13 protein-coding genes are annotated in these 16,869 nt (G+C 38.7%); 10 read left to right on the top strand and 3 right to left on the bottom strand.

Annotated features, from left to right (window positions below):
- The first annotated feature begins 82 nt into the window (after positions 1–82).
- From CI949_RS02775 to CI949_RS02750, 6 genes are all read left to right on the top strand, one after another.
- Complete coding sequence (locus tag CI949_RS02775) at positions 83–2,176, top strand: transcription antiterminator (protein ID WP_290762823.1); 2,094 nt, start codon at positions 83–85, stop codon at positions 2,174–2,176.
- Complete coding sequence (locus CI949_RS02770; protein ID WP_290762821.1) at positions 2,177–4,069, top strand: PTS mannitol transporter subunit IICBA; 1,893 nt, start codon at positions 2,177–2,179, stop codon at positions 4,067–4,069.
- 130 nt (positions 4,070–4,199) lie between these two features.
- The gene (pfkB, locus tag CI949_RS02765) at positions 4,200–5,129 is read left to right on the top strand and encodes a 1-phosphofructokinase (RefSeq protein ID WP_290762819.1); all 930 of its coding nucleotides are present in this window, start codon (positions 4,200–4,202) and stop codon (positions 5,127–5,129) included.
- A 93-nt stretch (positions 5,130–5,222) separates the two neighbouring features.
- Positions 5,223–6,476 carry a zinc-binding dehydrogenase gene (locus CI949_RS02760; protein ID WP_290762817.1) on the top strand — a complete coding sequence of 418 codons (1,254 nt, stop codon included), beginning with the start codon at positions 5,223–5,225 and terminating at the stop codon, positions 6,474–6,476.
- Positions 6,477–6,567: 91 nt separating this feature from the next.
- Positions 6,568–6,840 (top strand): HPr family phosphocarrier protein, encoded by a 273-nt coding sequence (locus CI949_RS02755; RefSeq protein ID WP_133530120.1) that lies wholly within the window; start codon positions 6,568–6,570, stop codon positions 6,838–6,840.
- A 211-nt stretch (positions 6,841–7,051) separates the two neighbouring features.
- A complete protein-coding gene (locus CI949_RS02750; RefSeq protein ID WP_290762814.1) occupies positions 7,052–9,694 on the top strand; it encodes a glycoside hydrolase family 31 protein in 2,643 nt (880 codons plus the stop codon).
- 97 nt (positions 9,695–9,791) lie between these two features.
- On the opposite strand, the gene CI949_RS02745 is transcribed toward CI949_RS02750, so the two are convergent.
- Positions 9,792–10,463, bottom strand: coding sequence for a DUF3159 domain-containing protein (locus CI949_RS02745; RefSeq protein ID WP_290762812.1), 672 nt, complete (start codon positions 10,461–10,463; stop codon positions 9,792–9,794).
- Positions 10,464–10,626: 163 nt separating this feature from the next.
- Between CI949_RS02745 and CI949_RS02740 the strand changes: the two genes are divergently transcribed.
- From CI949_RS02740 to CI949_RS02730, 3 genes are all read left to right on the top strand, one after another.
- On the top strand, positions 10,627–11,484 hold the full coding sequence (locus CI949_RS02740; protein WP_290762810.1) for a GGDEF domain-containing protein: 858 nt from the start codon (positions 10,627–10,629) through the stop codon (positions 11,482–11,484).
- Positions 11,485–11,511: 27 nt separating this feature from the next.
- Positions 11,512–12,276, top strand: coding sequence for a Mut7-C RNAse domain-containing protein (locus CI949_RS02735; protein WP_290762808.1), 765 nt, complete (start codon positions 11,512–11,514; stop codon positions 12,274–12,276).
- Between the two features lie 71 nt (positions 12,277–12,347).
- On the top strand, positions 12,348–12,995 hold the full coding sequence (locus tag CI949_RS02730; RefSeq protein WP_290762806.1) for a metallophosphoesterase family protein: 648 nt from the start codon (positions 12,348–12,350) through the stop codon (positions 12,993–12,995).
- A 94-nt stretch (positions 12,996–13,089) separates the two neighbouring features.
- Here CI949_RS02730 and nhaC read toward each other — a convergent pair whose 3' ends face one another.
- Positions 13,090–14,466, bottom strand: coding sequence for a Na+/H+ antiporter NhaC (gene nhaC / locus CI949_RS02725; protein WP_290762804.1), 1,377 nt, complete (start codon positions 14,464–14,466; stop codon positions 13,090–13,092).
- Between the two features lie 192 nt (positions 14,467–14,658).
- On the opposite strand from nhaC, the gene msrB reads away from it, so the two are divergent.
- A complete protein-coding gene (msrB, locus tag CI949_RS02720) occupies positions 14,659–15,858 on the top strand; it encodes a peptide-methionine (R)-S-oxide reductase MsrB (RefSeq protein ID WP_290762802.1) in 1,200 nt (399 codons plus the stop codon).
- A 155-nt stretch (positions 15,859–16,013) separates the two neighbouring features.
- Here the strand turns inward: msrB and nadE are convergent, their stop codons facing one another.
- Positions 16,014–16,808 (bottom strand): NAD(+) synthase, encoded by a 795-nt coding sequence (nadE, locus tag CI949_RS02715; protein ID WP_290762800.1) that lies wholly within the window; start codon positions 16,806–16,808, stop codon positions 16,014–16,016.
- Between the last annotated feature and the right edge of the window lie 61 nt (positions 16,809–16,869).

Raw genomic sequence — 16,869 nt, 5'->3', positions numbered from 1 at the left:
AATTTCAAACTGCATTCATGCTAATTTTTAATTTTGCATTACCATTAATGTTAATATATGCCATTTGTATTACCCACACTAAATAGCGAAGAGCCAAATTTTAATTGAAAATGATGATTATATTGTGACTGAGAAAATTGCTCAAAAGTTAGATGTCAGCTCCAGAACTGTTCTGAGGGAGCTGAAAAAAGTAGAAAAATGGCTGCGGGCTAATGATATTCAGCTGGAAAAGAAAAAAGGGACAGGAATTCGGCTCAACTGCTCAGCTGCAGATAAAAATAGAATTGCAGAACTACTGGAGTTTGAAGCTGTTGACAGACATTTTACACCGGATGAAAGGAAAATGATTATTCTCTCGGAACTATTAAGAGATCAGCGGCCCAACAAACTTTATGCCTTTACCAGAGTCTGTAATGTATCAGAAGCAACTATCAGTCATGATTTAGACGAAATTGAGGGCTGGCTGAAAGAATATCAGATCAAATTAATTAGAAAGCCCGGGCTTGGTGTATATCTTGAGGGAAAAGAAAAGGATATCAGAAAAGCAAGTATTAATCTGCTCTATCAGAATTTTAATTTAGAAGAAATATTATTACTGCTCCAGGATAAGTATTCTGAGCCAGAAGAAAAATTGAGAAAAAATCTTTCTAAAAACCGCCTATTAAATTTAATTGGACTGGATACAATAAATTTATTAGATGAATATATCAAAAAGTTAGAAAATAAGATGAGTTATCAGCTGGCTGATGATGCCTATGCTGCCCTGATGGTTCACCTGGCAATTGCCTTAAAAAGGATCAAAGATGGGGAAGAAATAACTGTTAATCCGGAAGTACTTGATAATCTAAAAGGAAAAAAAGAATTTGTAATCGCCAGTGAACTTGTTTCCTCAATTGCAGAAGCATTTAAGGTAGAGATCCCGGAAGCAGAAATTGCTTATGTAACTATGCACTTAATGGGAAGTAAGGGGCGGGGTGGAATTTATAATGACGAAATTTCAATGACCGAAGATTATCATCTTGTTAATATATCCCGCAAAATGATCGAAAAGGCAGAAATTGAGCTGGGAATCTACCTGGAAGATGATGAGGAGCTTTTAGTAGGGCTGGTCCGACACCTGGAGCCGACAATTAATCGGATCAAGCTGAAGCTCGATATTCGTAATCCGCTCTTAGAAGAAATAAAAGAAAAATATGCTGAATTATTCGAAGTTTCCAAAAAATGTGCTGCTATTCTGGCAGAAAAAGAAAATATTGAGGTGCCGGAATCAGAAGCCGCCTATATAGCAATGCATCTGGGCTCAGCAGTAGAGCGAAAAAGAAAGCCGCAGCAGAAATTCAGAGCTGCAGTAGCCTGTACCAGTGGGATTGGAGCTTCCAGACTTTTAGCTTCCAGGCTGAGCAAGGAATTTGAAAATATCGAAGTAACTACTTTAATTTCAACTCTGGATTTTGACAATCAGGAAATAGAGAGCTTAAATCTTGATCTGATTATTTCCACGGTTGCCATCCCGGAGAGCAGAGTACCGGTAATAGTGGTTAATCCGCTTTTAAACGAAAAACAGCAGCAGGAAATAAATGATTTCCTCTTAAAAAACAGAGCAAAAAATAAGAGCAGAAATAATAAAATCACCCTTAAGGAAAAGCTGGAAATGATCAATAACTACAACCAGGGAATTTTAGAGGTACTGAATAATTTTCAATTGATAAATGATTACAGTTTTAAAAACACAGCCGGGCTGATTGAAGATGCAGCTGCACTGCTTAAAAATGAGCCGGAGCCAAGGGAAAGAATTAAAGAAGATTTAAGTATGCGGGAAGAAAAGGGAAGTACAGTTTTAAAACACAATCAGATTATGCTTCTCCACTGTCAGAGCAGGGCGGTTAATGAACACTATTTTGCAGTAATTAGACCTCAAAAACGCTTTGAAATTGAGGCAGATAATGGAACTGCATCAGAAATTAAAATTATTGTTCTAATGGCAGCGCCCCTTAAAGGAAATACTCAGGGAAGAGAAGTCTTAAGTGAGATCAGTCATTTATTGATAGAAAACCAGGATTTTATAGCTGCTGTTAACAGCGGCAGCCGGGAAGACATTTATTATGGTCTTTCAGAACACTTTGATTACTTTTTACAACAAAAAAGTACGGTTAAATATCACAAGGAGGAAAATTAAATGCAGAAGAGTAGTTTTCAAAATAAGGTGCAGAATTTTGGTAGATTTTTAAGTGGAATGGTAATGCCCAATATTGGAGCATTTATCGCCTGGGGTCTGATTACAGCCTTCTTTATTCCTACAGGCTGGGTTCCTAATGAAGGTCTGGCAAGCCTGGTAGGTCCAATGATCACATATTTATTACCCCTCTTAATTGCCTCTACAGGTGGGCGAATGGTTGCCGGTAAAAGAGGTGGAGTAATAGGTGCAATTGCTACAATGGGTGTTATAGTTGGTACTGATATACCAATGTTTATTGGTGCAATGGTAATGGGACCTTTAGGCGGCTGGACTATCAAGCATGTTGATAAAATGTTTGAAGGAAAAATTAAGCCGGGTTTTGAAATGTTGATTAACAACTTCACAGCCGGTATTGTTGGTGGTCTGCTTGCTATTATTGGATATCAAATTATTGGTCCGATTGTAACAAATCTAAATGAAGTCTTACGGGTAGGTGTAGAATTCTTTGTAAATCGAGGACTTTTACCCCTTGCTTCAATCTTTATTGAGCCTGCTAAAATATTATTTTTAAACAATGCAATCAATCACGGTATTTTAAGTCCTTTAGGAGTCCAGCAGGTAGAGGAAGCGGGTAAATCAATCTTTTTCATGCTGGAAACAAATCCCGGTCCAGGACTTGGAGTTCTTCTAGCATACTGGATTTTTGCTTCTGAAGGAATGGTAAAAGAATCTGCACCTGGTGCTATAATCATTCACTTTTTTGGGGGAATTCACGAAATCTACTTTCCCTATGTTTTAATGAAGCCTTCTTTATTACTGGCAGTTATTGGTGGTGGAGCAAGTGGAATTTTTACTTTCAGATTGTTTAATGTAGGTTTAGTTGCAACTCCATCTCCTGGCAGTGTTTTTGCCTATCTGGCAATGACACCAAGAGGAAATTATCTGGGAGTATTTGCCGGAATTCTGGCAGCAACGGCAGTTTCCTTTGTCATTGCCTCAGTTTTAATCAAAAGATCAGCTGTCAAAGGAGATACCATGGAATTTGAATCTGCTCAGTCTAAGCTGAGAGAGCAGAAGGGTAGAAATCTGCACATGGATAAAGCAGCTAAAAAAGTAAGTGCCTCAGAAGTAAGTAAAATAGTTTTTGCCTGTGATGCTGGTATGGGATCAAGTGCCATGGGAGCCGGCAGACTTCGCAAGAAAATTGAGGCAGCCGGTCTGGATATTACAGTTGTCAATAAAGCGATTGATGAAATTCCTCAGGATGCAGAAATTGTAATCACCCATCAGAATTTGACCAGCCGAGCAAAGGAAAAGGCGCCGCAGGCAGAGCATATTTCAATCCAGGATTTTCTGCAGACTCCTGTTTATGACCAGCTTGTAGAAAGACTTAAGGCTGGAGAAGATGATCAAAAAAAGCAGAGTAAAGCAGTAGAAAAAGAAGAGTCTGAATCTGCTGCTTCTACCAACAAAGGAATTCTTAAAAAAGAAAATATCAAGCTCGGCCTGGAAACTGTTAAAAGAACAGAAGCAATCCAAAAGGCAGGCCAGCTGCTGGTAGACAGCGGTTATGTTGACCAGGATTATGTGGAAGCAATGCTGGACAGAGAACAGGAAATGTCAACTTATATTGGCCAGGGAGTAGCAATACCTCATGGAGTAGGAGCTGCCAAAAAGAAGATTAAAAAGACTGGAATTGCAGTCCTGCAGTTTCCAGAGGGAGTTGACTTTGAAGGTGAAACAGCCTATCTGGTAATTGCAATTGCCGGTGTGGGCAATGAACACCTCAAAATTCTGGCTAACCTTTCTGAGATGATAGAAGAAAATGAGTCAGCTGAAAAGTTAAGAACCACAGATGACATAGATTATATCTACGAAAAATTCACACTCTAGTTCTAAATTGAATTTATTAAACTGAAAGTTGCAAATCAAAGCTTCCCTGTTCAGCCTCAGTTAAGCCTGTAAGTTGAACCTGACTGAATGGGGAAGCAAAATTGAAATAATTTAATAAGGATTGATAATAATGATTAAAACACTGACCTTAAATCCAGCCTTAGATAAAACAATAATTGTCGAAAGTTTTAGACTCAACCAGCTCAACCGCATCAAAAAGGTGCATAAGGATGCTGGCGGTAAAGGAATTAATGTTTCTAAAATGCTCAAAAATCTGGGGCAGCAGAGTACAGCGGCCGGTTTTTTAGGGGGAGCTGCCGGTGATTTTATCAAAAAAGAGGTAGAAAACTCAGGCATTAAAACAGAATTTATCAAAACCAGAGAAGAAACTAGAACCAATACCAAGATGGTAGACCCAATTAATAACACTTTTACTGACCTCAATGAGTCAGGAGCCCACATTTCTGCAGCAGATATTGAAGAATTAAAAACAAAACTATTTGCTGATTTAAAGTCAGATGATATACTGGTTCTGGCAGGCAGTGTTCCGGCCGGAGTTGATGAGGATATTTACTTTCAGCTGATTGAAGCAGCAAAAGAAAGAGATATCAAAACTATTCTGGATGCTGATGGCCCACTTTTTAGAGCAGGAATCAAAGCAGGCCCAACTTTAATTAAACCCAATGAGCATGAGCTCAGCCTTCATTTTAAGGAAGAGTTTAAGGATTTAAAAACAATGATTCGAAAGACTGATAATCTCTTAGATACAGGGATTCAGATGATTATGCTTTCTCTCGGAAGCGAGGGAGCAGTATTTATTACAGCAGAGGAAAAATATAAAATTGAGCCCTTAAAACTTGATGTTAAAAGTACAGTTGGAGCCGGTGATGCAATGGTTGCCGGACTGGCTTATGCTTTAGAAAACGAACTCAACTTAGAGGAAATGCTCAAAACTGCAGCAGCAGCAAGCAGTGCAACTTTGATTAAGGATGGCACAGAGATGGGAAGCCTGAAAGATCTAGAGAGACTTAAAAGGTCAATTCAGCTAAAGAGGCTGTAAGAAATCAGACAGCTTTGAGAGCAGAGATAAATAAAAATTTTAAATTTTTAAGAATGAAATTAATAAAACTAAAATTAAAAGGGTGATTAAATAATGAAAACAAGAGCAGTCCGCATATATGGTGAAAACGACCTCAGAATGGAAGAATTTGAACTTCCAGAAATCAAAGAAGACGAAATTTTAGCCAGAATTGTTTCCAACAGTATCTGTATGTCAACTTACAAGGCAGTAATTCAGGGCGGCCGCCACAAAAGAGTTCCTGATGATGTGGCAGAAAATCCTACTATTACCGGACACGAATTTGCAGGTGAAATTATCAAGGTAGGTAAAAAGTGGCAGGATCAGTTTGAGCCGGGAGAAAAATTTGCAGTTCAGCCGGCTTTAAACTATAAGGGAAGCCCCTATGCTCCTGGCTATTCTTACAAATACTTTGGCGGTAATACAGAGTACACAATTATTCCGCAGGAAGTAATGGAACTTGGCTATCTCTTAAAATATGAGGGAGACGGATTTTACGAAGCTTCACTTTCAGAACCAATGTCCTGTATTGTCGGCGGCTACCATGCAGTTTACCATACAGAAAGCAACAATTATATTCATAAAATGGGAATTGTAGAAGGTGGAAAGGTTGCACTTTTAGGTGCTGCTGGACCGATGGGCCTAGGTGCAATTGATTATGCCCTCCATGCAGACCGCAAACCTTCGGTAGTTGTAGTAACTGATATCAACCAGGACCGTCTGGACCGCGCAGCTTCTTTATTTACTCAGGCAGAAGCAAAAAAACAGGGAGTTGAACTCCACTTTGTCAACACAGCAGAGATGGAAGATGTGCCGGCAGAACTTAAAGAACTGGTTGGTGGAGAAGGCTATGATGATGTCTTTGTCTACGCTCCGGTGAGAGAACTGGCAGAACAGGGAGATCAGATTCTGGGTAAGGACGGCTGCATGAACTTCTTTGCTGGCCCAACAGATAAGGAACTTTCAGCAGAATTTAACTTATACAATATTCACTATTCTCCAACTCATATTATGGGCTCAACCGGTGGTAATGATGATGATATGCGCGAATCACTTAAAATGTCAGCAGAGGGAAGATTAAATCCGGCCACAATGATTACCCATGTTGGGGGTCTTAACAGTGCAGCTGATACAATTCAGAATCTGCCAAAGATTCCAGGCGGCAAAAAGTTAATCTATACTTCAATCGATATGGAGCTGACAGCACTGGAGGACTTTGCCAAAAAAGGAGAAGAAGATCCTAAATACGCTGAACTGGCAAAAATCATAGCAGATAACAATGGTCTCTGGTCAGCCGAGGCCGAAAAGTATTTACTTAAAAACTTTTAGGTACCGGTTACTTGGATAATATTTCTATTTTGTAATAAGGGCTTGATTGAATAAATTTGTAATTTTAATTATAAAAGTAGGAGTGAATTTCATGAAAAAAGCAGAATTTATTTTAGAACATGAGGAAGGATTTCATGCCAGACCGGCCGGTATTTTTTCCAAACTGGCCAGTAAGTTTAAAGCTGATATTGTTTTATTTAAAAATGGTAATCAGGAGAAAGAGTATAACCCTAAAAGTATAATTTCAATTATGACTATGGGTGCAACTCAGAATGACAAGATCACCATTCAGGCAGACGGCAGTGATGAGGAAGAGGCAGTTAACTCCCTGCTTGAGCTGGTAGAAAATGACTTCAAGATGTAGGTAGGTACCGAATACCTGGAGATTATTTCCAAATTAATAGATAAGTTTACAGCAGCAATATAGAAAAGGCTCATCATTTTGGACAGGTGATGAGCTTTTTTGGACCTGGTTAAAGTTATTTTATTCACAAAATAATATTTGTTTGCCTTATCAGAGAGTGTTATAATATAAATTGATCTTTAAAACTAAATTTTAAAAAGGAGCTGAAATGATGACAGAACTTGCCGAACATTTTCAGATTGATTTTAATCCTGCAGCTGCCAAAAAGGCTGTAGTTTTTTGTGATCAGCTGAGAATTACTGTTTTAACTGCAGGAATTTTGCGGCTGGAATATGATCCAAAAAAAGAATTTGATGACCGAGCAACTCAGCTTGTCTGGAAGAGAGAACTTAGAGTACCGGAGTTTTCTCTCAAAAAAGATGAGCAGCAGTTAATTCTGGAAACTGAAAAATTGAAATTAGAGTATTTAAGAGATGGCAGAGAATTATCTCAGGATAATTTAAAAATAAAAGTTAAAGCAAATAATGAACAATGGTTTTACGGAAAAGAAGATGAAGAGAACCTTAAAGGCACAAACAGAACTCTGGACGGAGTCGATGGTGCGGTTGAGCTGGAAGAAGGACTGCTTTCTAAATCTGGCTGGACATTAATTGATGACACAGAGAGTCTTGTTTTTAATGATACAGGCTGGCTTGAAGCTCGAGGAAAAGCTGATAACTATCAGGATTTATATTTCCTGGCCTATGGAGAAAATTATCAAGAGATATTAAAGGATTTCTCAAAAATCACCGGAGAAATTCCACTGCTCCCCCGCTGGGCTTTAGGCAACTGGTGGAGCCGCTACTGGGAATATTCCGATCAGGAATTAAAGGATCTGATGCTGGAATTTGAAGAAAAAGAGATTCCACTTTCAGTCTGTATTGTGGATATGGACTGGCATCAGGTTGAAAATAAATATACAAGCGGTTGGACAGGCTACAGCTGGAATCGAGATTTTTTCCCGGAGCCAAAAGAATTTGTGCAGTGGCTGCATAACAAAGGTCTAAAGACTGCCCTCAACCTGCATCCTGCCGATGGAGTTCATCCACATGAGGATCAGTATCAGCAGATGGCAGAATTTATGCAGCTTGATCCGGAGACTGAAGAGGGAATAAAATTTGATTTAAGTGACCTTGATTTTATTAACGGCTACTTTAAATTTTTACATAATCCGCTGGAAGATGAAGAGGGGATTGATTTCTGGTGGCTGGACTGGCAGCAGGGAACCGAAAGTGGCCTTGAGGGAGTTGACCCGCTCTGGGGTTTAAATCACCTCCACTTTTATGATCTGGCCCGCAATAATGACAAGCGAAACTTTATTTTTTCCCGCTGGGGAGGTCTGGGCAGCCACCGCTATCCAATTGGTTTTTCCGGGGATACAGTAGTCAGCTGGGACTCACTTAAATTTCAGCCCTACTTTACTGCTACTGCCTCCAATGTCCTCTACGGCTGGTGGAGCCATGATATAGGCGGCCACTGTATGGGAACTGAAGATCGAGAATTATATACCCGCTGGCTGCAGTTTGGAGTTTTCAGCCCAGTAATGAGGCTTCATTCTACCAAGGATCCTTATCTTGACCGCAGACCCTGGGGCCACGGAGCTGAGGTCTTTGAGATAGCAAAAGAATACATGCAGCTTAGACATCAGCTGATACCTTATCTCTATACCCACAGCTATAAGGCAAGAGAGACCGCAATTTCTTTAATTAGGCCGATGTACTATCAGGAAAAGTCTGAGCCAGCTTATTCACTTCCGGACCAGTATTATTTCGGCAGTGAGCTGATTGCTGCTCCGTTTTTAGAACCAGCTTCAGAGCTGACTAATTTGAGCCGACAGACAGTCTGGCTGCCTGAGGGAGAATGGTTTGACTACTTCAGCGGTGAATATTATCAGGGTAAGAACTGGTATAATATTTATGGAGATCTTTCAGATTTTCCACTCTTTGCAAAGGCAGGAGCTATTATTCCGCTGGCAGGAGAAACTGACTTTGGCGATACTTCAAATCCGGAGATTCTTAAAGTAGATGTTTTCCCGGGGGCAGGTAACAAGTTTGAACTCTACGAAGATAACGGTGCTGCAGCAGAATCTGAACTAAAAACTGCCAAAACTATTTTTAAAAGCAAATGGCAGCAGGAGCAGCTGAACTTTAAAATTCTTCCTGTTGAAGGTTCGGCAAAAATTATCCCGGCAGAGCGCCGGCTGCAGCTGAATTTTAGATCCCTGACTAATCCAGGAGTAGAAATAACAGCTGCTGACAAAAAAATTGATTCTGAAAGTAATTACAATCAGAAAACTGGTGAGCTAATAATTGAATTTGATTATGACCCGGCCAAAAGCTATCAGCTTAAAATTAAAAATGAGCAGGGTTTAATGAAGAAAAAAGATCTTAAAGTAGAAAAAATTAAAAAAATGCTTAAGAACTTTAAAGTAGAAACAGCTGTCAAAACTGAGCTGGCAGAAAGCATAGAAAAAGCTGCTGCTGAAAATAAAGGGCCAGAATTTTTGGACCGCTTTGAAGCAGTTCTTTCTCAAACTCAGCTTAGTACACTGCTTGAATTAATTTATGACTGCGGCTCTGCCCGAATTAAAACTGCAGATACTGATCGGCTGGTAATCTTTAACGGTCAGCTAGAAAATATGAATTATAATTTTTCTAAAGCTGTTCTGACAACCGGCCATCACCGGGCCAGCATGGAAAACAAAAGTGCTGAGATAAAAAATTATAAGCTGCTCGATTTAAAAGAGTTAGATGCAGATAAATGGAAGCTAACAGGTAACTACACTGACTTTATTAAAAAGGAATATAGAAAATAATTATTAAAAGAGGTCACCAGAGCAGCCTTTATTTCTGCAGAGGTGACCTCTCATTATTATAAATCAGCTAATTTGATGCTAAAATTTGATCTGTTTTCTAAAAACCCCGCTTCTGGCCGTCCCAGGGTGGTTCTTTTCCCTTTTTAAACTCATCAACTCCCGGTCCTCCCAGGTTATCAAGCCGCCAGACACCGTAAATATAACTGATTGTTAAAACAACAATTATGGCCGGCCAGCCGAGTATAATATTCACCCAGGCTAAGTTGAGTACAGCTTCGCTAAAAAATAAGTTGAGCTGAATTGTAAGCCGCAGGGCAAAATAAAGAGCCCAGAAAATAGTAACTTCTCTGTAAGCAGGTTTAATATCATTCCGCCAGAACCATTCTAAAGGCCAGCCTCTGCTTAAATGACTTGCCCAGGCTGCCAGCGGTTTGCCGATCAGAACTGTAATCAGAGAGGCCAGCAAAAAGAGGGTTGAAGAAGTCAGAGCAGGAATAAAATAACTGCTGGCATTATTACTCAAATAAGCCAGTGAGGAAGCAAAAATTACTCCTCCAAGACCAGCCAAAGAATATTTCCAGTTTTCTTTTTTGATAAATCTTCGCATAAAATTAAATAAAGCTGTAGTTACTGCCAGAGTAATTGCCGAAAGCAGGCCGAAAATAGAGTTGCTGACGGCATAGACCAGCGGTGGGAGCAGGGCATCAAAGGTTTTATTTAAAAATATAGAGCGTAACTCTTCTAAAATTTCTTCTTTTCGAAAGTCCATCTTGAATTGCTCCTTTAGTATCAATTTCTTCTAACTAATTTCTTTAATTCCATTATATAAAAAATTTGCAACTTAGGCAAAATTAAAAGGATTTAGCAGCTTAATCTTGAATAATTAAATAAAGAATTATAATTAAGATGAAGATTATATAAAGGAGTTTATTATGAATTTTGAATTTAAAAATTTGAGTAACAAAAAAATTTCTACTTTAACTTATGCTTTTCTAACAATAAATGGATTAATATTAACCTCAAAATTATTTTTGGGGACTCTAAATGACCAGACTGATTTTCTATTTGGCTTTTCTTATTTTTTACTATTTATTATAATCTATGATAATTTTCTTAAGAATTCAGATGACAAAAAAGCCATTATACTCTGGCTGGCCCAAATTTTATTTTATGTAATATTTCTTTATTTTGAATCCTACCTGATTATCAAAACAATAATTTTAATCCAGGTTCTTTTTGGGGTTATCTCAAGTGGTAAGCAGATTAAGGCTTTTAAAAGACAGAATGAAAAAATTAGATATTTAAGTTTTCACGATGAGATGACAGGTCTCCACAACAGAAGATATTTTGAAAATAAGCTGGAAGCTCTGGATGATCCCAAAAAGCATAATCCTTCTGTAATTATTGCTGATATAAATAACTTAAAAGTGATTAATGATAATCACGGCCATAAAATAGGAGACCAGTATATCAAATCGGCTGCAAATTTATTAAAATCAGAACTTAGAGAAAAGGACATTATTTCTAGAATTGGTGGAGATGAATTTGCTATCATTTTACCGGAGACAAATAAAGAAGAATGTAAAAAGATCATAACTCGAATAAAGGAAAAAGCAAAAAAACACCCGGAAAAATATTTCAGTATTGCCTTTGGCTATATCTATGACAGCAGTAAGTATCAGAGTCTAGAAGCAATGATCAATGCAGCTGACCGCAAAATGTACCACAATAAGAAAAAAATCAAGGAAAAATTTAATCTGGATTTTAAAAGAGGGGAAAGCTGGGAATAACTAACTAAATTTAAGGAAGCGGTTTAGATGAAAACTATAAAACTAAGATTTTATTCATATTTAAATAAATTTATTAATCTAGATAAAACAAAAAATCTTGAGCTCATAAACGGCCGCTATTATCTTCACCACTATCGCGGTAGGCAGACCATTAAAGATAGGGTTGAAAGCATTGGGGTTCCTCATCCTGCGGTGGCCCTGATTTTAAAAAATAGTGAGCCGGTTGATTTCTCTTATCTGGTTCAGCCGGGAGATTTATTTTCTATCTATCCCCCTCTTTATAATTTCAAATTACCTGCGGAAAAAACCCTGCTGCCTGAATATCTACTGGATAAACCAAAATTTATTCTGGATGTTCATCTGGGAAGACTTGCCCGCTACCTGAGGCGCTTCGGTTTTGATACGGCATACAGAAATGACTATCGCGATCGGGAAATCGTAGATATCGCAGAAAAAGAGGAGAGAATAATTTTAAGCAGGGATTTGGGGCTGCTGATGAGAAAAAAGGTTAAGTGGGCCAGCTTTATCTGGAATGATGATCCTAAAGAGCAGCTCAAAGAAGTTTTCAATCGCTACAGTCTGAGCCAGTACTATCAGGGAGAAAGCCGCTGTGTCAACTGCAACAGTAAATTAGAAAAAATTGATAAGGAAGAGATTATTGAGCGCCTGGAGCCGAAAACGAAAAAGTATTTTAACGATTTTCGATACTGCAAAAAATGTGACAAAATTTACTGGCGGGGGTCTCATTTTGAAGAAACAGAAAAGCTCTTAAACCACCTCAAAGAAAGCTAAGTTAAATAATTAAAATCTTCAATCACTTATGTTATAATTAAAGAAAGTAGTGAGCAGGAGGTGCTTTTAAGATGGCTGATTATGTAATTGGTGATATTCACGGCGAAATAGATCAGCTCAAAACAATCATTGATAAAATTAATTATAATCCAAAAGAGGATAAATTGATTTTCCTTGGAGACTACATTGACCGGGGTGCTGATTCCTATCAAGTTTACAGATATATCAAAGAATTAGATAATGGCGATAATATTTTTCTAAGAGGTAATCACGAAGAAATGATGATCGATGCAGTTTTGAATGATAATAATATTGACCTCTGGTATCACAATGGAGGCCAGGCTACAGAAAGAAGTTATCCCAACCGTTCAGAGCTTAAAGAAGCTGCTCGATTTTTCAACTCACTGCCCTACTACCACAGCAGTCAGGATTATATTTTTGTCCATGCCGGTATTCGGCCTGACCGAAATCTTAAAGAACAGACAGAACATGATCTGGTCTGGATCAGATATCAATTTTTAGGAGCTAAAGCGAGAGATTTTAAAGAAAAAAGAACCGTAGTTGCCGGGCACACACCGGTTCCGAAAGTTAAATTTGAAGAAAATAAGATTTTAATGGACACAGGAGCCGGTAAGGGTGGAATTTTAAGTGCCATAAACTTAGAGACCAAAAAAGTTTACACTTCGGCTGAAAAGAATCCCATTGCTTCGATACTATAAACTGAAAACAAGATTACTTTTTAATAATTTTCAAAATGATATAAAGCAAAAAAGCTGGCGGAGAAATTAAAGTTCTCCTGCCAGCTTTCTATTATTATTCACTTTTAAAAGTAAAGCTGCCGCTAAAGGCATAAATGACCGCAATCACTGGAGCCAGAAAGGATAAAAAGGTATAGGGAATATAACTGAAGCCGATATCCATCACATTCTGAATATAAACTGAAACAACTCCCCAGGGCAGGATAGAACAGCCCAGGGTAGAAGCGGTCTCCAGCGAACGAGAGAGAACACTGTTATCAACTTTCATTTCCTGATAGGCAGGTGCCAGAGTTCGGCCGGGAATTACAATTGAAACAAACATTTCTCCGGTAGCCAGCAGCATAATATAGGCTGAACTGAGGGAAATCAAAATCAAGTCCCGGGGTTTTTTAACAACTTTGAGTAATGAGTCTAAAATCACTTCTAAAATCTTTGCTTTTTCTAAGATTCCTCCCATTGCAGTTCCCGCCATAATAATGGCAACTGTACTCATCATATTATTTATTCCACCCTGAGTTAAAAGGCTGTCTAAAAGCTCAAGCCCGGTATTAGCCTGATAACCATTAGCTGCTGCATTTAAAATTTCAGCAAAAGAGGCTCCCTGAGTCAGAACTGCAAAAAGAGAAGCAGTGATAAAACTGAGCGAAAGAGAGGCAATGGCCGGTACCTTAAATAGAGAAAGTAAAAGCATCAGAGCCGGTGGAATTAAAGTCCAGAGAGAAATATTAAAGTTTTGACTGAGGCTGCTTAAAATCTGGTTAATATTTGCCAGATCAGCGCCGCTTTCTAAATAAAAAGTTCCAATAATAGTATATAAAATAAGACTGATCAGAGCTGCCGGTCCTGAAACATAGAGCATCGACTTAATATGATCAAAAAGATCGGTGCTGCTCATCGCGGCAGTCAGATTGGTCGAATCCGACATCGGCGAAATTTTATCGCCTAGCATTGCCCCCGAAACGATTGCTCCCACAGTGACTGCCTTTGGAACTCCCAGTCCCTCTGCTACTCCCAGCAGTACTATTCCCATGGTGGCAATTGTACCAAAAGAGCTGCCGATTAAAATCGAAGTAACTGCTGCCAGCAGAAAAGCAGCCGGTAAAAAGATGCCGGGACTTAATAGCTCCAGTCCATAATAGACCATTGTCTGGATTGTGCCTGATAAAATCCAGCTGCCGATCACCATTCCAATAATAATCAAAATCAGTGAGGCCCCTAAAGCATTTTTAATTCCGTTAATCATCCCACTTTCAATTTCTTTCCAGCTTAAGCCCAGATAGAGTCCGAAAAGAGCAGCTGTCATTGCCCCTAAGACCAGGGCTGTTTCCAAAACTAAAGCAGTTCTGATAGAAAATAAAATAACAGCAATAACTGTCAAAAGAGCAATTACTGCAGTTTTTGAATCTGGTTTTTTAATTGTACTTTTCTCCATTTTTAATCAACATCCTTATTATCTATTTATATTAGTTAATTAATGCACATTATTTATATCATAACTATTTTTTTAATGAAAATCAAATTTAATCTTGAGTAATCTACTTACTATTATTTAGTAGTAATTAATACTATTATATAAATAGCAAGGCAGGATATTATATCTTTTTATATACAGGAGGTAGATTAGATGGATTATTTAATAGTAATGGCGGTTGTTTTACTGAGTGTTTTTGGCATGACAGCTAGTGTTGTGGCCCAGACTGAAATTCCCTATGATCAGAAAATGAATGAGGTGGAGACTGAAACAGCGACTTTTGCCTTAGGCTGCTTCTGGGGACCTGATGCTTCTTTTGGGGCCTTAGAAGGAGTAGTTAGAACCAGAGTTGGTTATGCAGGTGGAACAACTGAAAATCCAACTTATAAGGTGATAGGTGATCACACAGAAACAATTGAAGTCGATTATGATCCAGAAGTGATTTCCTACAGAGAACTGGTGGAGATTTTCTTCGACAGTCACAATCCTTATGCTCAGTCTTATTCGAGGCAGTATGCTTCTCTGATTTTATATAATAACTCAGAGCAGCAGCAGACAGCTGAAGCAGTAAAAGAAGAGCTGGAGGCTGAAAGCGGCAGAGAGATCAAAACTGAAATCAAAGAGCTCAACCGCTTCTATCTGGCTGAAGATTATCATCAGAAATTCAGACTTCAGCAGCAGGTAGCTTTCCGTGAGCACTATCTGGACCAGATGACAATGGAAGAATTTATCAACTCACCGGCTGTAACCAAAGTAAGTGGTTATATTACCGGTAATGGTGAACGGGATAATATTATTCAGAATATCGGTGAGCTTGGTTTAAGCACCGAGCTGCAGGAGAGGCTTTTAGAAAAAAATAGTATTGACCCGTCTGAATGTGTGACATTCTGTAAGACTGAAGACGCTGACAGTGTAGTAATCAATGAGGAAGAAAGCGATCAGGAATTAAGAGCTAGACTGACTGATCTGCAGTATAAGGTAACTCAACTTGATGCAACAGAGCCTGCTTTTAATAATAAGTACTGGGATAACAAAGAGCCCGGTATTTATGTAGATGTAGTTTCCGGTGAGCCGCTCTTTTCTTCAACTGATAAATTTGAATCAGGTTCCGGCTGGCCAAGCTTTACCAAGCCGCTGGTCAAAGATAATATAGTTGAAGTTGAGGATAACTCACTCTGGATGACTCGGATTGAGGTCAGATCGAAAGGGGCAGATTCTCACTTAGGCCATGTATTTGAAGATGGCCCGGAGCCCACAGGCTTGCGCTACTGTATAAATTCAGCTGCTTTAGATTTTATCCCGGCTGAAGATCTGGCTGAAGAAGGCTATGAGGAATTTGAGCATCTCTTTTAAATGTACACGCACCGTGAACCACCCGATATATGTCTAAATAAGTCGAAAAAGACTCAGATTCAACAAAATAAATGCTAAAATGACAAAAGCTGACAGGTTCACGGTGCCTGTCAGCTTTTGTAGTTATTTGTCTAAACTAATATTTTATTTATAATCTATTCAGCTATCTTAAAGGTAGGGATATCTGATTTATCCCTGGCGGCGTCAATCAGTTCTTTAACCCGCTTTACATCTCCCTCTTCAAATTTAGAGAGATCATCATTATTGTTGATTGATTCATAAATCTGATCAAAGTCTTCATAGCTGATCCCAAACTCTTTTTCATCACGGTCACTTTCATCTCCGCGGCAGCCACCTGTAGGAGGGCGATTAATTATTTCCTCCGGAACTCCCAGGACTTCTGCCAACTCCCAGACCTGAGTTTTGTTTAAATCTCCGATCGGCCTCATATCTGTTGCTCCATCACCATAAAGTGTATAATATCCGGTTAGAATTTCACTCTTATTGCTGGTTCCCATTACTACATAGTTCTTTTTCTCAGCAATATAATAGAGGGTCATCATTCTCAATCGAGTCTGAATGTTCTGCTCAGCCGGATTTGGAGTAGGAATCTTGGTCTGCGGCCAGTGATTCCGCTCAGTTTCTTCGATGTCTATGTTCTTCAATCTATTTTCCAGCGGCTCATTGATTTCTTTCATATTTACTTTGAGAGTTTCGATGTCAAATTTATCAGCAAGTAATTCAGCATATTCTACATCTTTAGTTACTGTACCATTGGCCGGAAGCATAACTCCCAGAACATTGTCACCAAAGGCCTTTTTGGCCAGGGCTCCAACAACAGAGGAATCTATACCTCCACTAAGTCCAACTACAACACCATCTGCATTTCTTGCTTCAACTTTTTCCTGCATCCATTCCTGAATTTCATTTGCTAAATTTTCATCAATCATCCTTATTATTACCTCCCAGAGAAAGTAATTTAAATCTTTTATCATCAATTCCACCATGGAT

It is taken from the genome of Halanaerobium sp. (genome assembly GCF_003070835.1).
This window is presented reverse-complemented; position numbering and strand designations above follow the sequence as displayed.